Source organism: Saliphagus sp. LR7 (assembly GCF_003344565.1).
Classification (GTDB): domain Archaea; phylum Halobacteriota; class Halobacteria; order Halobacteriales; family Natrialbaceae; genus Saliphagus; species Saliphagus infecundisoli.
This window is the reverse complement of the sequence record NZ_QPND01000008.1, coordinates 63,746-87,371: the sequence shown is the minus strand read 5'-3', so window position 1 is coordinate 87,371 and position 23,626 is coordinate 63,746. Positions and strand designations below refer to the sequence as shown.

Annotated in this window: 22 protein-coding genes; 11 read left to right on the top strand and 11 right to left on the bottom strand. The window is 64.9% G+C overall.

Annotated elements, in window-relative coordinates:
* The first annotated feature begins 4 nt into the window (after positions 1-4).
* Together rnhA and DVH23_RS12580 are read left to right on the top strand one after the other, a co-directional pair.
* The gene (rnhA, locus tag DVH23_RS12585) at positions 5-595 is read left to right on the top strand and encodes a ribonuclease HI (protein ID WP_114577780.1); all 591 of its coding nucleotides are present in this window, start codon (positions 5-7) and stop codon (positions 593-595) included.
* Positions 596-632: 37 nt separating this feature from the next.
* The gene (locus tag DVH23_RS12580) at positions 633-1,274 is read left to right on the top strand and encodes a rnhA operon protein (protein ID WP_114577779.1); all 642 of its coding nucleotides are present in this window, start codon (positions 633-635) and stop codon (positions 1,272-1,274) included.
* Here the strand turns inward: DVH23_RS12580 and DVH23_RS12575 are convergent.
* On the bottom strand, positions 1,271-1,627 hold the full coding sequence (locus DVH23_RS12575) for a PadR family transcriptional regulator (RefSeq protein WP_114577778.1): 357 nt from the start codon (positions 1,625-1,627) through the stop codon (positions 1,271-1,273). The two genes, DVH23_RS12580 and DVH23_RS12575, sit on opposite strands and share 4 nt — an antisense overlap.
* A 234-nt stretch (positions 1,628-1,861) precedes the next feature.
* Here DVH23_RS12575 and DVH23_RS12570 point away from each other — a divergent pair, with 234 nt between their 5' ends.
* Both DVH23_RS12570 and DVH23_RS12565 read left to right on the top strand, forming a co-directional pair.
* On the top strand, positions 1,862-2,395 hold the full coding sequence (locus DVH23_RS12570) for an inorganic diphosphatase (RefSeq protein WP_114577777.1): 534 nt from the start codon (positions 1,862-1,864) through the stop codon (positions 2,393-2,395).
* 323 nt (positions 2,396-2,718) lie between these two features.
* Positions 2,719-3,072, top strand: coding sequence for a hypothetical protein (locus DVH23_RS12565; RefSeq protein WP_114577776.1), 354 nt, complete (start codon positions 2,719-2,721; stop codon positions 3,070-3,072).
* A gap of 86 nt (positions 3,073-3,158) precedes the next feature.
* Here the strand turns inward: DVH23_RS12565 and DVH23_RS12560 are convergent, their stop codons facing one another.
* On the bottom strand, positions 3,159-3,986 hold the full coding sequence (locus DVH23_RS12560) for a PspA/IM30 family protein (protein ID WP_114577775.1): 828 nt from the start codon (positions 3,984-3,986) through the stop codon (positions 3,159-3,161).
* Between the two features lie 108 nt (positions 3,987-4,094).
* Here DVH23_RS12560 and DVH23_RS12555 point away from each other — a divergent pair, with 108 nt between their 5' ends.
* The 4 genes from DVH23_RS12555 to DVH23_RS12540 all read left to right on the top strand — a co-directional run bounded on the left by DVH23_RS12555 (position 4,095) and on the right by DVH23_RS12540 (position 7,642).
* A complete protein-coding gene (locus DVH23_RS12555) occupies positions 4,095-4,688 on the top strand; it encodes an alpha/beta hydrolase (protein ID WP_114577774.1) in 594 nt (197 codons plus the stop codon).
* Positions 4,689-4,749: 61 nt separating this feature from the next.
* On the top strand, positions 4,750-6,396 hold the full coding sequence (gene pyrG, locus DVH23_RS12550) for a glutamine hydrolyzing CTP synthase (protein WP_114577773.1): 1,647 nt from the start codon (positions 4,750-4,752) through the stop codon (positions 6,394-6,396).
* The gene (guaA, locus tag DVH23_RS12545) at positions 6,396-7,313 is read left to right on the top strand and encodes a glutamine-hydrolyzing GMP synthase (protein ID WP_114577772.1); all 918 of its coding nucleotides are present in this window, start codon (positions 6,396-6,398) and stop codon (positions 7,311-7,313) included. The genes pyrG and guaA overlap by 1 nt, the downstream gene beginning before the upstream one ends.
* Before the next feature lie 2 nt (positions 7,314-7,315).
* Positions 7,316-7,642, top strand: coding sequence for a CTP synthetase (locus DVH23_RS12540; protein ID WP_114577771.1), 327 nt, complete (start codon positions 7,316-7,318; stop codon positions 7,640-7,642).
* A gap of 317 nt (positions 7,643-7,959) precedes the next feature.
* Here the strand turns inward: DVH23_RS12540 and metG are convergent, their stop codons facing one another.
* The 4 genes from metG to DVH23_RS12520 all read right to left on the bottom strand — a co-directional run bounded on the left by metG (position 7,960) and on the right by DVH23_RS12520 (position 14,432).
* The gene (gene metG / locus DVH23_RS12535) at positions 7,960-10,041 is read right to left on the bottom strand and encodes a methionine--tRNA ligase (RefSeq protein ID WP_114577770.1); all 2,082 of its coding nucleotides are present in this window, start codon (positions 10,039-10,041) and stop codon (positions 7,960-7,962) included.
* A 239-nt stretch (positions 10,042-10,280) separates the two neighbouring features.
* Positions 10,281-12,623: a phosphoenolpyruvate synthase gene (gene ppsA, locus DVH23_RS12530; RefSeq protein WP_114577769.1), complete on the bottom strand. Its 2,343-nt coding sequence runs from the start codon at positions 12,621-12,623 to the stop codon at positions 10,281-10,283.
* A 228-nt stretch (positions 12,624-12,851) separates the two neighbouring features.
* The gene (locus tag DVH23_RS12525; RefSeq protein ID WP_114577768.1) at positions 12,852-13,754 is read right to left on the bottom strand and encodes a PhzF family phenazine biosynthesis protein; all 903 of its coding nucleotides are present in this window, start codon (positions 13,752-13,754) and stop codon (positions 12,852-12,854) included.
* Positions 13,755-13,889: 135 nt separating this feature from the next.
* A complete protein-coding gene (locus tag DVH23_RS12520) occupies positions 13,890-14,432 on the bottom strand; it encodes a GrpB family protein (RefSeq protein ID WP_114577767.1) in 543 nt (180 codons plus the stop codon).
* Between the two features lie 684 nt (positions 14,433-15,116).
* Here DVH23_RS12520 and DVH23_RS12510 point away from each other — a divergent pair.
* Complete coding sequence (locus tag DVH23_RS12510) at positions 15,117-16,133, top strand: hypothetical protein (RefSeq protein WP_114577765.1); 1,017 nt, start codon at positions 15,117-15,119, stop codon at positions 16,131-16,133.
* 30 nt (positions 16,134-16,163) lie between these two features.
* Here the strand turns inward: DVH23_RS12510 and DVH23_RS12505 are convergent, their stop codons facing one another.
* Positions 16,164-16,658, bottom strand: a complete 495-nt coding sequence (locus DVH23_RS12505) for an AAA family ATPase (protein ID WP_114577882.1) — start codon at positions 16,656-16,658, stop codon at positions 16,164-16,166.
* Between the two features lie 59 nt (positions 16,659-16,717).
* Entirely contained in the window at positions 16,718-18,034 is a 1,317-nt protein-coding gene (locus DVH23_RS12500; RefSeq protein ID WP_114577764.1) for an RNA-guided endonuclease TnpB family protein, read from the bottom strand.
* A gap of 53 nt (positions 18,035-18,087) precedes the next feature.
* On the opposite strand from DVH23_RS12500, the gene DVH23_RS24260 reads away from it, so the two are divergent.
* A complete protein-coding gene (locus DVH23_RS24260; RefSeq protein ID WP_174811710.1) occupies positions 18,088-18,231 on the top strand; it encodes a hypothetical protein in 144 nt (47 codons plus the stop codon).
* Between the two features lie 288 nt (positions 18,232-18,519).
* Here DVH23_RS24260 and thiC read toward each other — a convergent pair whose 3' ends face one another.
* Positions 18,520-19,959 (bottom strand): phosphomethylpyrimidine synthase ThiC, encoded by a 1,440-nt coding sequence (gene thiC, locus DVH23_RS12495; RefSeq protein ID WP_114577763.1) that lies wholly within the window; start codon positions 19,957-19,959, stop codon positions 18,520-18,522.
* 97 nt (positions 19,960-20,056) lie between these two features.
* On the opposite strand from thiC, the gene DVH23_RS12490 reads away from it, so the two are divergent.
* Positions 20,057-20,749 (top strand): phosphoribosyltransferase, encoded by a 693-nt coding sequence (locus DVH23_RS12490; protein WP_114577762.1) that lies wholly within the window; start codon positions 20,057-20,059, stop codon positions 20,747-20,749.
* A 10-nt stretch (positions 20,750-20,759) separates the two neighbouring features.
* Here DVH23_RS12490 and DVH23_RS12485 read toward each other — a convergent pair whose 3' ends face one another.
* Both DVH23_RS12485 and DVH23_RS12480 read right to left on the bottom strand, forming a co-directional pair.
* On the bottom strand, positions 20,760-22,199 hold the full coding sequence (locus tag DVH23_RS12485) for an MATE family efflux transporter (protein WP_114577761.1): 1,440 nt from the start codon (positions 22,197-22,199) through the stop codon (positions 20,760-20,762).
* A gap of 84 nt (positions 22,200-22,283) precedes the next feature.
* Positions 22,284-23,594 (bottom strand): digeranylgeranylglycerophospholipid reductase, encoded by a 1,311-nt coding sequence (locus tag DVH23_RS12480; protein WP_224828587.1) that lies wholly within the window; start codon positions 23,592-23,594, stop codon positions 22,284-22,286.
* Between the last annotated feature and the right edge of the window lie 32 nt (positions 23,595-23,626).

Below are 23,626 nucleotides of genomic sequence, written 5' to 3'. Positions count from 1 at the left end.
ACCCATGCCGGTGATCGAATGCGACGTGGCCGACGCCCGCGAGCGTCTCGAGGACGCAGGCGTCGAAGTCGAACCCGGAAACACCGATCACGAACGCTGGCGCGCCAGCCACGGCGGTGCAACCGCGGTCGCCTACGACGGCAAGGTCGTGATCCAGGGCGAACGCCCACGCGACATCGAGGCGCTCCTCCGGGAGGGCGGCGGACGCGCCCACGTCTACTTCGACGGCGCCTGTCGGGGAAATCCCGGTCCGGCCGCGATCGGCTGGCTGATCGTCACGAGCGAGGGAATCGTCGCCGAAGGAGGCGAACGGATCGGCGAGACGACCAACAACCGCGCGGAGTACGAGGCGCTGATCACCGCCCTCGAAGCCGCCGACGACTACGGCTACAGCGAGGTCGACGTCCGGGGCGACGCCGAACTCATCGTCAAACAGATCCGGGGCGAGTACGACACGAACAACCCCGAACTCCGCGAGCGCCGGGTGCGCGCGCTCGAACTGCTCTCGACGTTCGACGCCTGGTCGATCGAGCACGTCCCCCGCGAGGTAAACGACCGGGCCGACGAACTCGCGAACGAGGCCTTAGACCGGTAACCGACAGGCCAAAGCCCGGCGGGACGCTATTCCGACCATGAGCGATCCCGAGCCGGAACCGGTTCCCGGGAGCGGACCCGACGACGGAAGCGAGGGTAGCGACGGCGACAGCCACGACGGCGAAGAACTCCCCGAGTCGGCCGTCGAGGAGGCCGAACGACTGACCCGACTCGCCAGGGCGGCGACCGACGACGACGAGCGCGCGGCCTACCGCGGCCACCGCGAGGAACTCCTTGAGGACCACGAGTTTACCGCGCGGGTCCGCGAGGAGGACACCGGTGACGTCCTCGTCGTCCACCCGGCCGAGTGGCACGACGAAGCCGAGGGAGTGATCCGAACCGACCGGATCGAGGATCTCTCGCGGGCGAGGGAGGTCCGCCTCGAGGGAGCGGGCTCGCCCGACGACTGGGAGGACGTCGAAAGCGAGAACCGGGCGCTCGTCGCGGACGTCCGGGAAATCCACGGCGACGTCCACGCCGACAACGCCGCCGCCCTCGCCGATTTCATGGGCAATCACTACGCCCGGCCGATGACGGAGGCGACGGCCGCGGAGCTATCGGAGTTCCGTTCCGAGTACTTCGTGAGAAACGCCTGGCCGACCGACGACCAGCGGGCCGTCCTCGCGGAGTCGATCCGGCTGGTCTTCGAGACGGCCGACGAACCGCTTCCCGACTACTAGCGGTGCTCCTCGATGCGCTCGAGGATGTCCTCGCCGTCGTCCTCGCCGACGACGTTCGAGAGCGTCCAGCCGACCTGATCGAGGACGGCGTCGTAGCCGTCGTCAGTCAGCGCGTACTGGTTGGTCCGCTTGTCCAGTTCGCTCTTCTCGACGAGGCCGAGCTCGACGAGCTCGTCCAGGTTGGGGTAGAGCCGACCGTGGTTGACCTCGGTTCCGTAGTAGTCCTCGAGTTCGCGTTTGATCGCCAGGCCGTACATGGGCTCCTGGGCGAGGATGACGAGGATGTTGTGCTGGAACGCGGTCAAGTCGCGCGCGATGCCTTTCGATCCGGTGACCGATTGTGCCTCTGACATAGGTGTTTGTAATGTCACCGAACTATTTAAGACTTCTCAACCATTCGTCTAGTTCCGGTTTCTCGGTGGACGATCGGTCAGCGATCGTCGAACGGCGGAGTCTCGTTCGGTGACGTGGCCGACGGTTGTATACGGTCGGTCGTTCGTCGCGACCGATCGTATATGGCAGCCGTCATCCGTACCTGACGCCGATTACGAAAGTACTTTTCCCCCGACCGCGGAACTCCCCCACGCATGACGAACCTCTGGGAAGACCTGGAAACGGGACCGAACGCGCCCGAAGAGATCTACGCCGTCGTCGAGTGCCTGAAAGGCGAACGCAACAAGTACGAGTACGACAAGGACGTCCCCGGCGTCGTCCTCGACCGCGTGCTCCACAGCAACGTCCACTACCCCTCCGACTACGGCTTCATTCCCCGAAGCTACTACGACGACGAGGACCCATTCGACGTGCTGGTCCTCGTCGAGGATCAGACGTTCCCCGGCTGTATCATCGAGGCCCGTCCCGTCGCGCTGATGAAGATGGACGACGACGGCGAGCAGGACGACAAGGTCATCGCCGTCCCGAGCGAGGACCCCCGCTACGACCACATCGAGGACCTGGCGGACATCCCCCAACAGCAGTTAGACGAGATCGACGAGTTCTTTTCGACCTACAAGAACCTGGAGGAGGGCAAGGAAGTCGAGACCCAGGGCTGGGAGGACCGCCAGGCCGCCTACGACGCGATCGAACACGCCCAGGACCTCTACGAGGAACACTTCGGCTGAACCGGCGATTCCCGCGAGTAATTACAGTTCGCTCGCGGATGTGTTATGAGCATGGGTAATTTTATTGGACGGGAGAGCGTTACGTTCTCGCATGGCCGCGAGCGACCGATCCCCCGACGCCGATAGCCCCGATTCCCCGGGAATGGCCCACCCCACGGTGGTTCCACGAAACTTCGACCCCGACTCTCCCAACGGCCGCTCGGACTGACCCGCGGCCGTGGTTGCTGGGTGGGCATCCAGCCTCCGGCCCAGCCCATGGCTTCGGTGCCTCACGAAATCGCGACTCCCCGACCGTTTTTATCCAAAACACCAATACGTTGGCCATGGGAACCGCCGCAAGTCTGCGTTCGACGGTCGCCGACCGTCGCGTCGTCCGCGGGTTCGCCCTGCTCGTTTCGGTTCCGCTCGGACTCGCCGTCGTCGAGATCCTCCTTTCGAACCGGCTTCCGGAACCGGCGATCTCCGCCCTGGAACCGCTGTACGCGGTGTTCGTCTATCTCCCCGTCGCGGTCGTCGGTGCCTTCGTCCTCGAACCGCTCGGGATCCCCGAACTGGTCGCCGGAAGTCCGGTCACGGCGGAGATCGTCCTCCTGGCGACCCTCGTCTGCTTCTACTATCTCCTCGCGGTCGCGACGGCGACTCTCGCGTCGGTCGGACGGCGACTCGCCGCGGAATGATGGTCCGTCGGCCGCGAGGACGGGCCGTTACCGGGAAACCGCGGACGAATCGCGGCTTCGCTGGAGGCGACGCACGGTGGTCCGCCTCAGCGCTCTTCCTCGCGCAGTTCCGCGAGGTCGGCCTCGACGTCCTCGTCCACCTCGGCATCCTCCAGGTCCTCTAAGTCCGCCTCGTTCTCGAGATCCGCCTCGACGTCGCGTTCCTCGGTCTCGCTGCCTTTCCCCATCTCGGACTTGAGGGTCTCGAGTTCGGCGTCGACCTCGCTGCCCGAGGAGAGGCTTTCGAGTTCGCGGTCGATCTGATCCTTGTCCGACATGACGTCCTCGAAGGCGCCCGACTCGTGGAGTTCGTCGAGAGCCGCGGCCCGTGCCTCCATGTCCTCGGTCTGTTCTTCGGCGCGTTCGATCGCCCGGCCGACGTCCTCGAACTGTTCGCCTGTCGACGTCATCGCCTCCGAGACGGTCGAACTCGCCTTGGCCGCCTGGTGACGGGCCTTCATCGTCTCCTTTTTCGTGCGGAACTCCTCGATGCGGTTCTGGAGGGTGTCCTTCTGCTCGATGAGCTGGTCCTGTTGGCTCTGGAGTTTCCCGATCTGACCTTCGAGTTCCTCGATCTGGCTCATCTTCGCTTTCTTTTTCTCGAGGGCTTTCCGCGCCAAGTCGTCGCGGTCCTGTGCGACCGCGCGGCGGGCCTGGTCGTTGTGTTTGTCGACGTTCTCCTCGAGGCGTTTCTTCTGCATCTCGAGGCGTTTCTTCTGGGTCGTGAGGTCGGCGATCCCGCGTTTGACCTGCTGGAGCTGGTCTCGCATCTGCTCGTAGGAGTAGTCCAGGGTCTCCGTGGGGTCCTCGCTGCGATTCAGGATCGCGTTGATCTTCGACCGGATGACGTACGACGTCCGCGAGAGGATGCCCATACTACCTACGTGTCGTTCGTTCCCCTTAAAAACATCACCTCTTCAACAGTCCGGTCGGTGGGGCGCCGAACGCGGACGATTCATACCGATCGCCCCCGAACTGGAACCGTGACCGACGTCCCGATCCCCGGCGGGCGAGACGTTAGGGGGACCCTCGACGCAAGCGAATCGTCGGCAGTCGTCGTCGCCTGTCCACCCCATCCACAGCAGGGTGGCCACCGCGGCGACCGGCGGCTGGTCGCCGTCAGCGACGCGCTCGCAGAACGGGGGGTCGCCTGCCTTCGGTTCGACTACGGAGAATGGGACGAGGGCTACGGCGAACGCGAGGACGCCCGCAACGCGATCCGGTGGGCGGCCGATCGATACGACCGGGTCGGCGTCTTCGGCTTCAGCTTCGGGGCCGCGCTGGCGATCATCGCGAGCGCGACCGTCGGTCGCGATGTCCATGCGATATCCGCGCTCGCGCCCCCGGCGCGGCTGACTGCGGACCTCGACGCCGTGGCGGCCCTCGAGACGCTCGACGCTTCGGTCCAGATCTGCTACGGCGAGCGCGACTCGACCGCCGACTGGGAACCGGTGGTCGAGCGGGCGCGCGAACTCGGGTTCGAGATCCGGGGGTTCTCCGCCGACCACTTCTTCGTCGGACAGCATCCGAACGTCGCCGAGGCGGTCGGAGTGTTCCTCGGGAGCCGTCTCGAGTGATCCGTCTACCTGCCGGGAAGGTTCCCGAAATCGTTTTCAACCGGTCGCGCGGACAGTCGGTATGCCGACCGATTCTGACTCCGAGTACGACCCCTCGCTCGGAAACAAGTTCATTTTCGTGACCGGCGGGGTCATGTCGGGCCTGGGGAAAGGGATCACGGCCGCGAGCACGGGCCGACTGCTGAAGAACGCCGGCTTCGACGTGACCGCGGTGAAGATCGATCCCTACCTCAACGTCGACGCGGGGACGATGAACCCCTACCAGCACGGCGAGGTCTACGTTCTGAAAGACGGCGGCGAGGTCGACCTCGATCTGGGGAACTACGAACGGTTCCTCGACGTCGACATGACCTCCGACCACAACGTCACGACGGGCAAGACCTACCAGCACGTCATTGAGCGCGAGCGCTCGGGGGATTACCTCGGAAAAACGGTCCAGATCATCCCCCACATCACCGACGACATCAAACGCCGCATTCGGGAGGCCGCCGAGGGAAGCGACGTCTGTCTCGTCGAGGTCGGGGGCACCGTCGGCGACATCGAGGGGATGCCCTACCTCGAGGCCCTCCGGCAGTTCGCCCACGAGGAGGACGACGAGGACATCCTCTTTACCCACGTCACGCTGGTCCCCTACTCGAAAAACGGCGAGCAGAAGACCAAACCCACCCAGCACTCGGTAAAGGAAGTCCGGTCGATCGGCCTCCAGCCCGACATCATCGTCGGCCGGTGTGACGACGAACTCGAACCCCACACGAAAGAGAAGATCGCGCTGTTCTGTGATATCCCCACCGAAGCGGTGTTCTCGAACCCCGACGTCGAGGACGTCTACCACGTCCCGCTGGTCGTCGAGGAGGAGGGGTTAGACGAGTACGTCATCGACCGGTTCGGGCTCGCCGAGCGGGCCCTGCCCCGCGAAGAGCGCGCAAACGAGTGGCGCGAGGTCGTCACCAGCGAGAAGGAGGGAGAAGTCGAGGTCGCGTTGGTCGGAAAGTACGATCTGGAGGACGCCTACATGTCGATCCACGAATCGCTGAAACACGCCGGCTTCGACCTCGGGGTCGACGTCACGGTCCGCTGGGTCGACGCCGACGAGATGGCCCCACGTCACGCCCGTCGGCTAGAGGACGCCGACGGCGTCGTCGTCCCCGGCGGCTTCGGGATGCGGGGGACCCAGGGGAAGATCGACGCCGTCGAGTACGCCCGCGCGAACGACGTCCCGTTCCTCGGACTCTGTCTGGGCTTTCAGATGGCCGTCGTCGAATACGCACGCAACGTCCTCGGCCTGGCGGGCGCCCACTCGGCGGAGGTCGACGCCGACACGCCTCATCCCGTCATCGACATCCTCCCCGAGCAGTACGAGGTCGAGGACATGGGCGGGACGATGCGCCTTGGCACCCACGAAACCGAGATCGAGCCCGGAACCCTCGCCCACGACCTCTACGGCGCGGAGAGCTGTCACGAGCGGCACCGCCACCGCTACGAGGTCAATCCCGACTACTTCGAGGCGTTCGAGGACGGCACCCTCGTCTTCTCCGGGTCGGCGGGCAACCGCATGGAGATCCTCGAACTCGAGGACCATCCCTTCTTCCTGGGCACCCAGTTTCACCCCGAGTACCGCTCACGGCCCGGCCGGCCGAGCCCGCCGTTCGTCGGCTTCCTCGACGCCGTGATGGATCGTGCCGAGGCCCGCGAGGGGGTGACCGCCTGATGGTCGACGCCGCGGAGTTCGCCCCCGAAGCGGTCGCGGAGATCGGCGATCAGGTCGGCGATGCGAACGCGGTGATCGCGCTCTCGGGCGGGGTCGATTCCTCGGTCGCCGCCGCGCTGGCCTACGAGGCGATCGGCGACCGGCTGACGCCCGTCTACGTCGACACCGGACTGATGCGAAAGGGCGAGACCGCCCAGATCCGCGAGACGTTCGACTACATGGAGTCGCTGCGTGTCGTCGACGCCAAAGACCGGTTTCTGGACGCTCTGGAGGGTGTCACCGACCCCGAGGAGAAACGGAAGGTCATCGGCGAGGGGTTCATCCGGGAGTTCGAGCGCGAGGCCCGCGAGGCCGACGCCGACTACCTCGTCCAGGGGACGATCTACCCCGACCGGATCGAGAGCGAGGGCGGGATCAAGTCCCATCACAACGTCGGCGGGCTCCCCGACGTGATCGATTTCGAGGGGATCGTCGAACCCGTCCGCGACCTCTACAAGGACGAGGTCCGGGAGGTCGCCCGCCACCTCGGACTCGACGACCTGGTCGCCGAACGGATGCCGTTTCCGGGGCCCGGGTTGGCAGTCAGAGTCATCGGCGAGGTCACCGAGGAGAAGTTGGAGGTCGCCCGCGAGGCCTGTCACGTCGTCGAGGACGAACTCGAGGAGTACGAGCCCTGGCAGGCGCTGGCGGCGGTGATCGGGAAGGCCACGGGCGTCAAGGGCGACAACCGGGTCCACGGCTGGGTCGTTTCGGTTCGGTCCGTCGAGTCCCGGGACGGGATGACCGCCCGCGCCCAGGAGGTAGACTGGGAGACCCTCCAGCGGATTCAGTCGCGGATCACCGGCGAGAACGAGTCGGTCGCGCGGGTCGTCTACGACGTCACCCACAAACCGCCCGCGACCATCGAGTACGAGTGACCATGCGTGCAATCGTCGCCGGCCCCGACGAGGAGGGCATCGCCGACGCCCTCGAAGGGGAGGGCGTCACCGTCTCCCGTCTCGACGGGGTGATCACCCGTCCGGCCCTGGAGGACGCCGGGATCGTCGACGCGGACCTCTACGTGTTGACCGACGTCTCCCAGGCGACGTCGATCCCGATCGTCAGGGACCTCACGGAGATCAGGACGGTCGTCTACGCGCGGGACTCGACCCCCGAGTTCGTCAAGGCCCAACTCGATCTGGCGGTCGACCCGCGGGTCGCCGGCCCTTCGATCGTTGCCGAGGAACTCGCGGGAACGGCCGACTGACCGGACTGACCGCATTCGACACGTTCGTTCACTGTCGGTCGGAAGCGTTCGTTTGCGGTCGGTTTCGACCGTTAAACTGGAGTGAATCGGGGCCAAACCCGGGTCAATCACCTGTAGCATCGGCCCGGTTGAAGTGGGTGTGGCAGGTAGGGGTGAGTGGAGGCCGGCGGGATCGCTCGCGCGGTCCTGGGGCTTCCACACCACCCACGGGGCGGCTCCCCGGCCGCCCCGCGCCGGTTACCGCCGGCATTCCCCACCCACCCATTGTCGTTTCCGACGCGGGTCCCCACCACCCGCGTCGGCGTTTTCGACCCCGATCAGCGGATGCGCTCGCCCGGCTCCGCGTCGCCGTGTGTCGTCAGCAGATCCGCTTCGTCGCCGGCCGCGAGGATCATTCCGTTCGATTCGACGCCGAACAGCTCCGCGGGCTCCATGTTCGCGAGCAGGATACATTTCTCGCCGGGCAGCTCCGAGAGGTCGTGGAGCTGTTTGATCCCCGCAACGACCTGGCGACGCTCGAGCCCGACGTCCACCTCGAGGCGCGCGAGGTCGTCGGCGCCCTCGATCCCCTCGGCGACTTCGATCCGCCCGACGCGGATATCGAGGTCCTGGAACTCCTCGAACCCGATCCGGTCGGCGAGGAGGGGTTCGAGGTCGGCATCGCCTCCCGCCTCGCCGGTCTCGCCGTCGCCCTCCTCGGCGTCCTCACTGCTCTCGCCGTCATCGAAGCTCGCGACCCGCTCTTCGAGTTTCGCCTCGAGTTCGGCGACGCGGTCGTCCTCGATCTTCTCGAACAGTTCGTCGGGTTCGTCGAACTTCCGGGGTGGCGCCGCGAGGGCGGCCTCGAGGCGGGCGTCGTGGACGCTACCGTCCTCGGCGAGCTGGTCCCACAGCGCTTGGGCCTTTCCGGGCGCGATGGGCTCTATGAGGACGCCGACGGCCTTGGCGATCTGGATGCAGTCGCGGATGACCTGCCGGGCCTCGTCGCTTTCGGCCTCGAGCTTCCAGGGTTCGTTGCGCTGGATGTACTCGTTGCCAAAGCGGGCGAGGCGGGTGGCGGCCGCCCCGGTCTCCCGGAGCGAGTAGTCGTTGAGCCCCTCGCGGAACTCCGCGATGGCGTCCTCGATCCTGTCTCGCACCTCCGTCGAGAGCTCCGCGTCTGGGGTGCCCTCGTAGTTGCGGTAGGCGAACAGCAGCGAGCGGTACCAGAAGTTGCCGACCGTTCCGACGAGTTCACCGTTGACCCGTTCCTGGAACCGATCCCAGGCGAAGTCCACGTCCTGCTGGAACCCCCCTGCCGTCACGAGGTAGTATCGAAGGAGGTCCGGGTGAAAGCCCTCCTCGAGGTAGTCGTCGGCCCAGATCGCCCGATTCCGGCTGGTCGAGAACGCCTTTCCGTTCAGGTTGACGAATCCGCTGGCCATCACCGCGCGGGGCTCGTTGTAGCCCGCACCACGCAACATTGCGGGCCAGAAGACGGTGTGGTGTTGGATGATGTCCCGACCGATGATGTGGACGATCTCGCCGTCCTCCTTCCAGGCGCGTTCCCAATCGTACTCGTCGCTGCCGACGCGCTCGCTGTATTGCTTCGTGCTGGCGACGTACTCGATCGGGGCGTCGACCCAGACGTAGAGCACGAGGTCCTCCTCGCTTTCGCCCGGATAGTCGATCCCCCAGTCCATATCGCGGGTGATACAGAGGTCCTGGAGTTCGCCCTCGACCCACTCGCGGGGCTGGTTCCGGGCGTTGCTCGTCCCCTCGAGACGGTCGAGGAACTCTCCGAGATACTCCTTGAAGTCGTTCAGCCGGAGGAACTTGTGCGAACGGGTGCGGTACTCAGCGGGGTTGCCCGTGAGCGTACTGGTGGGATCCTCGATCTCGCCGGGCTCTAAGTGGCGCTGGCAGCCCTCGTCGCACTCGTCACCGCGGGCTTTCTCCCCGCAGTAGGGACACGTGCCCTCGACGAACCGGTCGGGGAGTGGTTCGTCGACCTCCGGGTCCCAGGCGACCTCGATCTCCTTTTCGTAGACGTGGTCGTTGTCGATCCAGGCCCGGACGAACTCGCGGGTGAGTTCGGCGTTGGTTTCGTCGTGTGTGTGGCTGTAGTTGTCGAACTCGATCCCGAACTCGGGGAACGTGTCGGCGTACTTCTCGTGGAGCCGGAGGGCGTACGTCTCGGGGTCTACCCCCTCCTTTGCGGCCTGGACCGCGACCGGGGTCCCGTGCATGTCCGTCCCGGAGACGAAGGCGTTGTTCTGGCCGAGCGTGTCGAGCGCCCGTGAGAGGACGTCGCCGCTGATGTACGTCCGGAGGTGGCCGACGTGCAGGTCGCCCGTCGCGTAGGGCAACCCGCAGGTCACCACCGCCGGTCGGTCCGTCGGAAAGTCGTCGTGGCTCATGGCTGTGGTCAGTCGGTGGCGGGCGTAAAACCCGCCGGTTTCGGTCGATGGTCCGGTTCGAAATCCCTGGTCCGGGTTTCGGTGGCCACGTCCGGGCCGCATGACCGGCGACGCGTGGCCCCTCCACCCGGCGCTACCGCCGCATCCGCATAGAACGAGCCTCGGGGGCGGAAGGAACCGTCACGGTCGACTCATAGGCTCGGGCGGACAAAAGCCTACTGACCCCGGGCGAGACGCGATCAGCGGATCGAGTCGAGCACCAGCTTCTGTTCGACCCGCTTGACCTCGTGTTGGACGTCCCGGACGGCGTCAATGTTCGCCGAGATCGAGCTGACCCCCTCCTCGACGAGGAAGTCGACCATCTCCGGGCGCGAGCCCGCCTGCCCGCAGATGCTCGTCTCGACGCCCTCCTCGCGGCAGGTCTCGATCACGTCCCCGATCAGCCTGAGCACGGAGGGGTGGAGCTCGTCGAAGCGGTCGGCGACGCGTTCGTTGTTCCGGTCGATCGCGAGCGTGTACTGGGTGAGGTCGTTCGTCCCGAAGGAAGCGAAGTCGATCCCCGTCTCGGCGAGGTCGGCCACGCCGAGGGCGGCGGCGGGCGTCTCGATCATCACGCCCCAGCGGCGTTTCCCGGGATCGATCCCGACTTCCTCCATACAGTTTTTCAGGGCGTGGACGTCCTCTGCGTCGTTGACCAGCGGGAACATGATCTCGACGTTGTCGTAGCCCATCCCGTACAGCCGCCGGAACGCCTCTAACTCGTGGGCGAAGACGTCCGGTCGATCGAGACTCCGGCGCACTCCGCGATAGCCCAGCATCGGGTTGTGCTCGTCGGGCTCGTCCTCGCCCCCCTCGAGCTGACGGAACTCGTCGGTCGGCGCATCGAGCGTCCGGACCCGGACGGGCCGGGGGTAGAACTCGTCGGCTACCGTTCGAACGCCCTCGACGATCTCGGTGACGTAGGCGTCGACGCCGTTCTCCTCGATGTACTTCGCCGGGGTCTGGCCCAGCGAGAGGATCATGTGCTCGATCCGGAGCAGGCCGACGCCGTCGGCGCCGGTCGCCGCTGCCCGGGAGGCGGCCTCGGGGATCGAGACGTTGACTTTCACCTCCGTCGCGGTCATCGGCTTGACCGGGGACTGCGGGCGGACCTCCTCGACGGGTTCGCGTTCGTCCTCCCCGTCCCGGCCCGCGACGACGGTGCCTTTCTCGCCGTCGATCGTGATCGCCTGGCCGTCCTCCAGTACGCGACTCGCGTTCGTCGTCCCGACGACCGCGGGGACGCCCAGTTCCCGGGAGACGATCGCCGCGTGGGAGGTCATCCCCCCCTCGTCGGTGACGATCCCCGAGGCGCGTTTCATCGCGGGGACCATGTCCGGGGTGGTCATCTCCGTGACGATTACGTCCCCTTCACCGACTTTGTCGAGCTCGTCGAGTTTCGTCACGATCCGGGCGGCCCCCGAGGCCGTCCCCGGACTCGAGCCCAGGCCGTCGACGAGGAGATCGCCGGTCGCCGGGCCGGTCCCGGCGGAGCCACTCGACTCCGAGCGGACGGCGCCGCTGCCGTCGGTGACTCCGGGAGCGGTCGCCCCCGCTCCGGCGTCCTCCAAGTCCGCGACCCCGCCCGCGGGCGGGTTGTCGGCCTCGCTGATCGTCGTGATCGGTCGGGACTGGAGCATGTAGACCTCGTCGCCGACCATCGCCCACTCGACGTCCTGGGGTTCGCCGTAGTGGTCCTCGACGCGCTCGCCGATCTCGACTAAGGCCTCGATATCGTCGGCAGAGAGGACCCGCTCGTCGCGTTTGTCCTCAGGGACCTCGCGCTCGACGGTCTCGCCCGTCTCGTCGTCGCGCTCACAGAGCAGCTTCTTCTCGGCGACGGTCGCCTCGACGTCCCCGCTCTCCCGCTCGACGACGTAGTTGTCCGGGGAGACCGATCCCGAGACGACCGCTTCACCCAATCCCCAGGCCGCCTCGACGATCATCGTCGCCTCGCCCGTCGAGGGGTGGCTGGTGAACATCACGCCGCTTTTCTCGGCGTCGACCATCCGCTGGACGACGACGCCGATGTCGACGTCGTCGTGGGAAAAGCCCTGCTTGGTCCGGTAGTAGATCGCCCGCTGGGTGAACAGCGACGCCCAGCACTCCCGAACGCGCTCTAAGAGGCGTTCGTCGGTGACGTTGAGGAAGGTCTCCTGTTGGCCCGCAAAGGAGGCGTCGGGGAGGTCCTCGGCGGTCGCCGAGGAACGGACCGCGACGAACGGCTCGCCCTCCATGTCGGCGTAAGCGCCGAGGACCTCCTCGCGGAGCTCCTCGGGGAAGGGGGTCTCGACGATGAGCTCGCGGGCGCGCTCGGCCGCAGTCGAGAGCGCCGCCGAGTCCTCGACGTCGACGTCGACGGCCTCGAACAGCGCGTCGTCGATCCCGGCCTCCTCGATGAACGCGCGATAGCTGTCTGCGGTGACCACGAACCCGGGCGGAACGGGGAGGTCGGCACCGGTGAGCTCGCCGAGGGAGGCGCCCTTGCCGCCGACCCGGGGGAGGTCGTCGGCACCGATCTCGTCCAGCCAGAGTACTGCCATCTCTACCGGAGGGTCCACGCTCGCCCTAATGAGCCTTGTGAAAGAATCACAAAATTCACAACTCGATGGCGAATTAACGTTCTTCGCACCGGTCGGCCCGTGAGACGATCCCTCACGGTTTTTCGATATCTGATACGTTCGGCCGGGTCATAGAGCCGGAAGAACCCATTTACCGGCGATCACGGCCCGTATCGCGATCGATGGCGCAATGACGTCCTTCCGGCCCTATCAGGCCTCGAGGATCCCGTCGTCGCCCCGTTCGGGCGCTCGAACCATCCCCTCGAGGGCGGTGACCGCACGCCCGCCGATCCGGACCTCGTCGTCGATCCGGACGAGGACCGTCCCCGGACGGGAGACGTAGTGGCCCTGCTCGAGGCGGAGCTCCTCGGGCGTGGGATCGAAGGCGTCGTACGCCTCGAGGTAGGCCGCGACGGCACAGCTCGCGGTGCCAGTCACGGGATCCTCGGGGACGCCCGCACCGGGGGCGAACATCCGCCCGTGGAGCGCCGACTCCGGTTGGAGGGTGTCGAACGTGAACGCGTAGATCCCCGTCGCGCCTACCGAGTCGGCGAGGGCCTCGATCGCGGCCATGTCGGGGTCCGCGTCGCCGAGGTCCGAGAGGTAGGTGATCGGGACCATGAGGAAGGGGAGGCCGGTCGAGGACACCGCGAGCGGGAGGTCCTCGCGGGCGCCCTCCAGAGCCGCGCGCTCGACGCCGAGTGCGTCGGCGACCGCCCCGTAACTGGCGTCGGCCTCGCGGATTTCGGGGTCGTCCTGGCTCATCCAGACCGTTCCATCGTCCTCGACGTCGACCTCGATGACGCCGACGTTCGTCTCGAGGGTCGTCGTCCCCGTCTCGACGTCGCCCGTCTCGTGAAGGTACGAACCGGAGGCGATGGTCGCGTGCCCACAGAGGTCGACTTCCTGGGTCGGCGTGAAGTACTGGATCCGGCGCTCGGCCTCCGCGCTCGCCGACAGAAAGGCCGTCTCGCTGACCGAGAGCTCGCGGGCGATCGCCTGCATGGTCGGCTCCGAGAGCTCGCCGGCATCGGGGACGACCCCCGCGGCGTTCCCGGTGAGGGGGTCGTCGGTGAACGCGTCGACGAGCGCGACCTCCAGATCGTCAGTCATGGCGGATCCGACGCAGCGTGGTCCAATAGGGGTGACGGAAGGGCCGCCAGCGAAATCCCATCGGCGTTACATCCGTGTGCGTACGTAACGTGGATACTTCCGTCAGAAAATATGGATATTGAGGGGCTGTGGTGCCTAAAGGTAGTCAGGCAGACCCTCCTCGTAGTCGGCCGCTTCGGCACGTTGGATCAGATCCGCAACGACATCCGACTTTGCTTTGGTGTAGTCGCCGGGGTCATCGGCGTGGTTCTCGACAGCCTCGCGCTTGATTTCCTCGTACTCCCTGCGTGCGTCTGCGTGATCGCGAAGGTAATCGCGGAAGAGAATCTGGTTTCTAATCTTGTCCTCGTCGTCCATGGTATGCATCCTGTGGAAGACAGCGTGGTCGTCGGCCCAGTTGATGAGCAAAATCGAGGTGTCAGTCTCGGAGAAACGCTCGAACTCTTTGTGTTCCTCCTCGATCTGCTCTCCGGTTGCGTCCATTTGTTCAAACGCGTCGAAGGCGACAAGGACGTCTAGTGCGGGTTTGCCAGGGACGTCCGGAATCGCAGTACTCCCTACGTGGTGTATTCCGAGTAGTCCCTCACCAGCTGCCGCTCGAAGTCGCTGTTCCTCGCGCTCGTATTTCTCTGTCCAGACCGGATCTTCGACCAGTGTGATATCTTCATCGGGGTCCATCGCTGGACAAGAACGTAGCGGCTGCTATCGGAAAAGATTTATCTGTTAGATTTAGTTTACCCTATACTTACTATTTCGAAGTTTGCAAATTTAACTCTTTCGGAAAGTCTAGTGCTGACGTCATGATGAATGAATAATTTGGCAGTCGTTGGGTGAGTCGATAGCTGCTCCGTCACCTGCTTGACCTGTATGTAACGACAACTCGTCTGATCGGCTTGAGCCAACCCACGCGTTACATCCGAGTGCGGATGGAGCGACTGGTCGCCAGTCGGATTCGCGCGATCGGGTCTCACAAGCGCGTTACATTGAGGTGCGGTGGAAATCCTCACAAACGCGGCCGAACGCCTCCGAATCGGGGGAGACTACCTGAATCCGAAAGAGCGACCGGATTCGCTCGAGGGCGGTCGCAGCGAGAGCGGGGTCGGTTCGGGAGAGTTTGAACGCGATGAGCTTCCCGAGAACGTATCCTGTGGTATAGAGCGGCCGATAGGCGTGGTTTCCGGTCCTCGATCGTATCGAACATAGCACACGCGCGTTCGTGGCTCAGATCGATTGGTCTCGGATGGAAGTCCAACTCACCCGGCGAAATTCGGGCTGGTTTTGACGTTTCTTGTACCTTTGACGAACCCTTAGGGGTAGAGAATCAACAGAACGATTATGATGGGGTTGAAACATGGAATTGTCATGCCCCGCTCACGACGGGCCCTCCTCAAAACCGCAGGTTTCACACTCGGTAGTGGGACGCTTGCCTCCATGTCAGGCTGTCTCAGCGACTCGCTGGCCGGCAGTGACAATACCACAACAAACTCATCATCGTCTTCATCATCTACGTCGGACGTATCAGAGAAACCCACAGCGACGGAAGCTATGCAGTGGATCCCAAATCCTCAAAACACCCCCCTGCGGGACGGTATCGGGTTCCTGTACTTTGACATTGAGGGCATTCGCTCCAAGCAAGAGTCCATTCACGAGAACGCCTACTCTCAGCTCGAAGAGGAAATGTTACGCCCCGTATGGCGCCGCGAGTACGTCGATGTCGCTGCCGTCAGGGCCGCAATGAAAATCGGCAACATTAACGTGATTTTTGGATCGTTCGATCGTGAGGCAATCGCCGAGAACGTCAGCTCGGACTCACAGTCATCTTCGTCCAATACAACGTCGTCACAGACGACAGAGCCTTCGTGGTCGGAGCCAGAATCGTACGAAGGCTTCGATCTATACGGCTCAAGCCTCATCTACGCTATCTCGGAAGACGTCCTGATAGATGCGTCGCCGATGGTGTCGCCAACGAGAGACGATCCCACGACTGTCTACGTGAAAACCGTGATCGATGCACCGAGTGGGGATTCTGGCTATTATGATGACGGCAATGAGTATGTTGCAGCAATGATGGGGGTCGTTGAGGACCCAGATGCGCTTTGGTGTTATCCAGAGGCGGTGGACGGGTCGACGTCGCGTGGCTTCCGGAAGGACGTTATCACGGGAAAACTCCAATCGTGGCGGTTCGGATCCGAGACGACCCATCTCACGTGGGCCAACACCTATCCTGATGCCGAGACGGCGGAGAGCGGCGAACTGGCGGACTACATCCAATCGGAATCCGATCGATTTGGTGCGTACAATGGCATCGATGTCACCGTTGAGGGCAACCTGGCATGGACCACCGGGACGATTCCGACGGAGAATTTTAACGGACCGTAGTACCGTCGTGGACTGTTACGACATCGTGGCTTAGCCGAGACGAGTAAGAAGCCCCTCGCGGTCCTGACTGGAGCGGAGGGTTATGAGTTCTGTCGCTTCACGGGTCCGTGCCATCTCTTTTAGCGAGGGACGTTTCTCCGTGTTGAACCGCCACGTGTACAGAAGGAAACTCGGTTCGACTTTGGGCGAGCAGCCTTCTGCCATAGCGGGGTTGTCCCGAAGGAGTCTGCGCTTTAGGACACGAAACAGGCAAACGTACCGCGAGGATTCCAGAAAGATCACGGTATCTGCGGCATCGAGCCGCTCCGCTGCCGTCGAGCCGTAGTTTCCATCGATTATCCATGCGTCGCCTTCGATGAGTTCCCGATGGGTTTGCCGCCATTCGTCGGTCGGCGGCCCCTCCCAGTTCGGCCCCCAATAGTGCGCATCGAGATGGATGACGGGAAGCTCCGTCCGCTCACCCAACCGGCGCGAAAACGTGGATTTTCCAGCGCCCGGAGGTCCCATCACCGCAATTCTATTCATACTTGCGAGGCACGTACGCGAGATTGACATCCTCACCGCGCCTAAAGGCGCGGGAATCCTCACGTTGGGGGTCTCGGCTCATGCCGAACCACCACGCGAGCGACTTTCTCCTCCCCGTGGATACTCCGGTTCGTGCGCGCTTCTTTGGGACGTTCGCGAGAGTGTGATATCTCCGACCAGTCGTGGTCGCCCCACTCGAATCGCACGGGCCGTGCCATCGGCCGTGGTACGTCTGTTTCGTGCCGTCTCAGGAACGTCTCGCTTGCCGAAAGATCCGCGTGGCCCTCGAAGCCACACTGGCAGATCAGCGTGTCCTGGTGCCGAGTAGTGTCCGTGGTCGAACCGCAGTTTGGACACGTCTGGCTTGTCCACGCTTCGGGGCGGAGTTCGACCGTGATTCCGTACTCTTCGGCAGTACACGCGAGCCGGTCGATGAACGTGCGGAACGCCCAGAAGTTGTGCGTCTTCGCGTTCGTCCGCACCGACCAGTGGGTCTCGAGAACGTCGGTGAGCTCGCCGACGTACACCGTCGAGACACCTTCGTCGTACAGTCGTTCGATCAAGTCGCGGGCAAGCGCGTCCATCGCATGGTCGCGCCGTCGCGTCCGGCGTCGGTACAGGTGTCGAATCCGGTTCGAGGAGTGCCGGCCCTCGCGGAGTTTCGACTGTAACCGGGCGATCTCTCGCGTCGTCTCGCGGAACCGTTCGAACAGGTCGCGGCCCTTGTACAGGTACTGCTTGCCGGTCGTGGTCGTACAGGCGACGATGTTGTTCGCACCGATATCCAGAGCGGCGGTTTCGTCCGCCAGTGGTGAATCCAGTCGAGAATGGACGACGGTGACTGGCTGAAAGGCCCTGAATTGGCCCGAAGATTCGTCGTAGTACAGTTCCAACCGGCCCTGTTTGCCGTCCCACTTCGGATCGCCCGCAACTTCGAGGCGAAGACGCTCGGTGTGTCCGAGGCCGTACTTCTCCTTGAGTTCCTTCCCGACGGGAATCTCGAGTCGAGAGCGGTCGCCCATTTCCAGTGTGTACTGGTCGTTTCGAACGTAGGTCCGCAACGTTCGACCGTCGTCCTCGTTGCCCCAGTAGCCGGGTGGGGAACACTCCTCGCTCTTCTCTTTTGACGAGAAGAACGAGTTCCACGCGCTCTTGTTCTTGCGAATGAGCTGTTGAGCGGTTGCGCTTCCGAGAACGCCGACGTACTGTTTGCGGTAGTCGGCGGTGTCCCAGATGCTTTCGCCGTTGAAGTATTGCTGGCGTCGTTCGTAGGTGAGTTCGTTCCAGAGGCTGGCAGAAGCGTCCAACAGTTCGTGCAGTAGCTCCCGGTCCTGTTCGGATCGGGGGCGAACGACGAACTGGTTGGTCCGCTTCATCAACTATCTCTTGTAGCGCAATACACATATGCGTGTGGTTTATGTGATGGTGTGTGGTTGAGATCCGAATCGAGTTCGACGACGATGAACAGTACGAGCGTCTGAAGGAACTGAAGCAACACCACGGGCTGACGTGGAAGGGGTTGCTCCTTGAAGGCGAGAAGCGCGTCCGCGAGGAGACCCCAGACGGCCAGTAGTCGGCGGTTGTTCGGCAGTGCCTACCGCTCGACCCCCGCCTGAAGGCGGAGGCATGCGCTTTATTTTGTGTCATATCGTACGTGATCGTTCGGTCGGTGGCGATAGTAGTCAGCGAAACAAATCACACACCGAGCACAGTCATGCGATCAGGTGTGTATTGACGTTCACTGACTGCTATCGCTCGCCCGGGCCGAGTGAGACGCGATCCTCCGTACGTACCCAGTCAATCGACCCACTCGCTCGGAAAGCACCTCGGAAGCGGTTCTCCGACATCCCGTTGACGGGAGTCAGTCGTCAGCAGATAACTCTTCAGGTCGGGGATACTCGCGATCGAGATCGCCCCCCGTTTCGTGGGTGCCCACGGGCGGGAGGTTGACCTCCGCAGCCGACGACTCCGCGAGATCGGTCTCTCCGTTCAGTTCCTCGAGTTCCCCCTCCTCTCGCTCCGCGCGGGCGTCCTGGTCGATCCGCATCGAACAGAACTCGACGCCACACATCGAGCAGAAGCGCGCCTCCCTGTAGTTATCCCCGGGGAGCGTCTGGTCGTGGTAGGAACGGGCGCGTTCGGGATCGAGCGAGAGTTCGAACTGCTCGGACCAGTCGAAGGCGTAGCGGGCCTCCGAGAGGGCGTCGTCCCAGTCGCGGGCGCCCGGCAGGCCGTTTCCGACGTCGCCCGCGTGGGCGGCGATCCGGTAGGCCGCGAGCCCCTCCCGGACGTCCTCGCGCTCGGGGAGCCCGAGGTGTTCTTTGGGGGTGACGTAACAGAGCATCGCCGCGCCCTCCCGGGCGGCGATCGCGGCCCCGATCGCACTCGTAACGTGGTCGTACCCCGGCGCGACGTCGGTCACGAGCGGCCCGAGGACGTAGAACGGCGCGCCGTCACAGACCTCCCGCTGGCGCTCGACGTTCTCGGCGATCCGGTCCATCGGGACGTGACCCGGTCCCTCGACCATGACCTGGACGCCATGCTCTCTGGCGACCTGGGTGAGCGCCCCCAACGTATCGAGTTCGGCGTACTGGGCCTCGTCACAGGCGTCGGCCAGACAGCCCGGCCGGAGGCTGTCGCCGAGGCTGAACGTGACGTCGTACTCCCGAAAGATACCGCAGATCTCCTCGAATATCTGGAACAGGGGGTTCTGCTCGCCGTGGGCCTCCATCCAGGCGGCCATGATCGACCCACCTCTCGAGACGATCCCCGTCTTTCGGCCCTCGGTGAGCGCGAGGTGTTCGAGCAGGATCCCCGCGTGGATCGTCATGTAATCGACGCCCTGTTCGGCCTGTTTCTCGATCACGGAGAGGAGCAGGTCCGTCGTGAGATCCTCCGGATCGCCCGCGCGCTTGACGGCCTCGTAGAGGGGGACGGTCCCGACGGGTACCGGCGAGTGGGCGACGTTGGCCTCCCGGATCCGGTCGAGATCGCTTCCGGTGCCCAGGTCCATCACCGTATCCGCGCCGTGGTGGACCGCGACGTGGAGCTTCTCGAGTTCGCCCTCCAGGTCGCTCGTCTCCTCGCTGTTGCCGATGTTGGCGTTGACCTTCGTCGCGAAGTCGGCGCCGATGATCATCGGATCCAGGGTCCCGTGATTCCGGTTGGCCGGGATCACCGCCTCGCCCGCGGCGACGCGCTCGCGGACGAACTCGCGGTCGCGGTTCTCGCGGTCGGCGACGCGTTCGATCTCCGGCGTGATCTCCCCATCCCGGGCGGCCTCCAGTTGGGTTCGTGCCATCGATAACTCGATTGTATTACTGGATAATAAATCCGGTCCTCGGTCGGCGGCTTCACCCCCAGTTAAGGGGGCTCGTGCCCTCGGTCCGGCCACGAGAATGGCCGACCTCCCCGAGGACTTCGACTGTACGATCACGAACTGGGACTACATCTACGGGCTCTGTCGGGACGTCAGCGACGAGGTCCGCCGCGACGAGTTCGAGCCGGACGTCATCGTCGCGCTCGCCCGCGGGGGCTGGTTCGCCGGGCGATGCCTCTGTGACTTCCTCGGTCTCGACGATCTGACGAGCCTGAAGATGGAACACTACGTCGGCACCGCCGAGAAAAGCGGCGAGCCGACGATCCGGTACCCGATGCCCGAGGGCAGCGTCGAGGACAAGGACGTCCTGATCATCGACGACATCGCCGACACCGGCGGCTCGATCCGGCGGGCCGAGGAGTACGTCACCGACCGGAACGCCGGCGACGTGCGGACGGCAACGCTCCAGCTCCTGGGAACCAGCGAGTTCGAACCCGACTACGTCGGCGAGCGGTTAGAGGAGTGGACCTGGGTCGTCTACCCCTGGAACTTCATCGAGGACATGGTCGATCTGGTCTCGACGGCGATCGAACGCGCCGACGGCGAGGAGTTCTCCGACGAGGAGATCCGGGGCCTACTCGCGGAGTTCCACGACATCGACCGGATCAGCATGGAGATCGCCCAGCCCAACCGGCTCTCGGAGATCCTGACCGAGATGGAACGCCGCGGCGAGATCGAGATGGCCGCGCCCGGCGAGTGGCGCCTCGCGTAGCCGGTCTCGCTCAGTCGGTCGGATCGGCCGGGGTGGTCGAGTCGGTCGAATCGCGCTCTCCTCCGCTCTCGACGAGCGACTCCTTCCACGTGCCCCGCCGGAACCAGGCGATCGCGGCGATCGCACCGACGATATCGCCGACGACGACCCCGAGCCAGATCCCCGTCGTCCCCCACCCCGCCACGAAGACGAGGTAGTAGGTGACGGGGACGCGGGCGATCCAGAGGGTGACCACGGAGAAGGCGAGGGCGGTTTTCGTGTTACCCGCGCCCCGGAAGGCCCCGAGGATCACCTGGAGGACGCCCATGAAGACGAACATGGTGGCGGCGAACCGGAGGTAGGTCGCGCCGTAGTCGATCGTCGCCGCCGCTCCCGGCGTGTCGGCCATCATGAAGACGCCGACGATCGGTTCGGGGACCGCGATGGCGACGAGCGCGACCGCGAGCATCACCGCCGCGACCACCCCGCCTGCGACCCAGGTCGCCCGCGCGGCGCGCTCGGGTTCGCCCGCGCCCAAGTTCTTTCCGACGATCGTATCGGTCGCCTGTCCCATCCCCATCGCGGGGAGAAAGGCGAGCGAGATCAGCCGATTGCCAAGCCCGTAGGCGGCGACGACTGCCGGCGGGAACGTCGCGACCATCGCCGTCAGCGAGATCATCGCGAGCGAACTCATCGACTGTTCCAGAGCAGTGGGCACGCCCAGCCGGGTGATCTCGCCGACGTACTCGAGACGGGGCCACAGGTGTTCGGCCTTGATCGCCGGCCCGACGTCGGTCGCAAAGAGTACATAAAATCCGATCGCGGTCGCGACGCCCCGCGAGGCGACGGTCGCGACGGCCGCGCCCTGGATCCCCAGGGCCGGGAGCGGTCCGACCCCGAAGATCAAGAGGGGGTCGAGCGCGAGGTTGATCGCGACGCTGACGGCCATCACGCGCATCGGAGCGCGGGTGTTGCCGTAGCCCCGCATGAGCGAAACGAAGACGTAGAAACCGAAGAGGAAGGGGAGCCCGAGGAAGAACACGCGCATGTACGCCGCCGCCTGGGGAACGATCTCGACTGCGGTCTCGGCGTCCGCGGGCAACAGGGCGAGCATCGGATCGGTCGCGAAGTAGCCGGCGATCCCGAGGACGATCGCGACCAGCGAGATAACGGAGAGCGTCTGGCCCGCGATCAGTCCGTCCTCGCCGCTTTCGGCGCCGGTGTGCTGGGCGATCAGGATCGCGCCCGCGGCGGTGAAGCCGCCGCCGACGGAGATCAACAGGAAGATGAGCGGAAAGGCGAGGCTGATCGCGCCGACCGCCGTCTCCGAGAGCATCCCCAGCCAGAACGTATCGCCGACGTTGTAAGCGACCTGCAGGAGCTGGATCACGACGAGGGGCCACGCCAGCCGGACCATCGGCTTCAGGAGAGTCCCCTCGGTCAACTCCTCTGCGTGCTCCCCGGAGGCCATAGGGTTCAGGAGACGGGGCGGGTATTTCAACGCTCGCAGGAGTTGGTATCACGCCACATACGCCGAAAACGAGGACGGGGAGAGCTACCGCAGCGAGGAGAGACGGCCGACGACGCGGGCGACCGGCGCCGGGAGATCGGCGGCGTCCGGGAGGGCCTCGGAGTGCTCGGCGATCCGCTCGCGGGCGAACCGTCGGAGGAGGTCGGCGTCGTCGACGTGCAACAGCGAGAGGATCCCCCGCAGGTTGGCGGAGTTCGCCGCCGCGAGGGTCTCGGAGTCGAGTCGCCGGAGGTCGGCCATCAGCCGGTCGTAGCGGTCGTTTCCGGCCAGATAGAGGAGTTCGGTCATCAGGAGTCGGGCCCGGACCTTCGGGGCGACGGTGTCGCGCCAGAGCTGGTTGTAGATCGCGGTCTCGGAGGCGGAGGTATCCGGCGTGGCCCGGGAGAGACAGCGATCGATCGTGATTGCGGCGGCCCGGCCCGAGCGCATGCACTTGTCGATCCCCTCGCCCCAGAGGGGGTCTACCGTCGGAACGGTGTCGCCGATCGCGATGAAGCTATCTGTCGTCATCTTCCCGGGAGGCTGGATGTGGGCCGAGCCACGGTGTTGTTTGCCCTCGAGACGGTCGGCCTCGGCGAAGCGGGGGTCACGATCGAGCCAGTACTCGAGGTAGTCGTCGATGACGAACCCCTCGCGGGACTGCTCGCGATACCGGTCGTTCTGGATGTAACAGAGCCCGACCTTGGCCTCGCTCCCGCCGGTGTGGAAGATCCAGGAGTAGCCGCCGGGCGCCAGGTCGTGATCCAGCCGGAGCATCATCGCGCCGGTCAGGTCCGCGAAGTCGGGGTGGTCGATCTCGATCCCCTCGAGTTCGTACTCGATGCCGATCGCCTGGCGGTCCCGCTGTAAGTCGGTGACGTCCAGAGCCTTCGCCAGCGGCGCGCCCGGTCCCGTCGCGTCGACGACCACCTCGGCTCTGACCTCCTCGCTGCCGTTGTACGTCACCCCGACGACGTCACCGTCCTCGACGATCGGCCTCGTCGCCCGGGCGTCGAAGCGGTACTCCGCGCCGTCGACCTCGCTTTCGGCGACCAGCCACTTCTTGTAGTCGGCGAACTCGAGGACGGCGCCGGGCTGGTCGGTCCGGTAGTGGTCGTTGGGCGACTCGATGACGACGCTGTCGGTGAAGTTCATCACCACCTCGTCGGGAATCCCGAAGGAGGCCATCGTCGAGGGGAACGTTCCCGCGGTCGATTTGTTGCTCGTCTTCGGGAAGACGTCCTCGGACTCGGTCTCCAACACCACCACGTCGTAGCCCCGGGCCGCGAGGTCGCGGGCACACTGTCCCCCCGCAGGTCCCGCACCGGCGATCACTGCGTCATATGTCTCGGTCATGGATTAAACTCGGCTCACGCGTCCGTCGATGT

Coding starts and splice junctions, on each gene's coding strand:
- DVH23_RS12540 (WP_114577771.1), top strand. CDS start 7,316: ATGCGTGCAATCGTCGCCGGCCCCGACGAGGAGGGCATCGCCGACGCC.
- DVH23_RS12505 (WP_114577882.1), bottom strand. CDS start 16,658: ATGAATAGAATTGCGGTGATGGGACCTCCGGGCGCTGGAAAATCCACG.
- ppsA (WP_114577769.1), bottom strand. CDS start 12,623: ATGGCAGTACTCTGGCTGGACGAGATCGGTGCCGACGACCTCCCCCGG.
- guaA (WP_114577772.1), top strand. CDS start 6,396: ATGGTCGACGCCGCGGAGTTCGCCCCCGAAGCGGTCGCGGAGATCGGC.
- metG (WP_114577770.1), bottom strand. CDS start 10,041: ATGAGCCACGACGACTTTCCGACGGACCGACCGGCGGTGGTGACCTGC.
- DVH23_RS12520 (WP_114577767.1), bottom strand. CDS start 14,432: ATGGACCCCGATGAAGATATCACACTGGTCGAAGATCCGGTCTGGACA.
- DVH23_RS12480 (WP_224828587.1), bottom strand. CDS start 23,594: ATGACCGAGACATATGACGCAGTGATCGCCGGTGCGGGACCTGCGGGG.
- DVH23_RS12575 (WP_114577778.1), bottom strand. CDS start 1,627: ATGTCAGAGGCACAATCGGTCACCGGATCGAAAGGCATCGCGCGCGAC.
- DVH23_RS12500 (WP_114577764.1), bottom strand. CDS start 18,034: ATGAAGCGGACCAACCAGTTCGTCGTTCGCCCCCGATCCGAACAGGAC.
- DVH23_RS12485 (WP_114577761.1), bottom strand. CDS start 22,199: ATGGCCTCCGGGGAGCACGCAGAGGAGTTGACCGAGGGGACTCTCCTG.
- DVH23_RS12565 (WP_114577776.1), top strand. CDS start 2,719: ATGGGAACCGCCGCAAGTCTGCGTTCGACGGTCGCCGACCGTCGCGTC.
- thiC (WP_114577763.1), bottom strand. CDS start 19,959: ATGGCACGAACCCAACTGGAGGCCGCCCGGGATGGGGAGATCACGCCG.
- DVH23_RS12570 (WP_114577777.1), top strand. CDS start 1,862: ATGACGAACCTCTGGGAAGACCTGGAAACGGGACCGAACGCGCCCGAA.
- DVH23_RS12580 (WP_114577779.1), top strand. CDS start 633: ATGAGCGATCCCGAGCCGGAACCGGTTCCCGGGAGCGGACCCGACGAC.
- rnhA (WP_114577780.1), top strand. CDS start 5: ATGCCGGTGATCGAATGCGACGTGGCCGACGCCCGCGAGCGTCTCGAG.
- DVH23_RS12560 (WP_114577775.1), bottom strand. CDS start 3,986: ATGGGCATCCTCTCGCGGACGTCGTACGTCATCCGGTCGAAGATCAAC.
- DVH23_RS12490 (WP_114577762.1), top strand. CDS start 20,057: ATGGCCGACCTCCCCGAGGACTTCGACTGTACGATCACGAACTGGGAC.
- DVH23_RS12525 (WP_114577768.1), bottom strand. CDS start 13,754: ATGACTGACGATCTGGAGGTCGCGCTCGTCGACGCGTTCACCGACGAC.
- DVH23_RS12510 (WP_114577765.1), top strand. CDS start 15,117: ATGCCCCGCTCACGACGGGCCCTCCTCAAAACCGCAGGTTTCACACTC.
- pyrG (WP_114577773.1), top strand. CDS start 4,750: ATGCCGACCGATTCTGACTCCGAGTACGACCCCTCGCTCGGAAACAAG.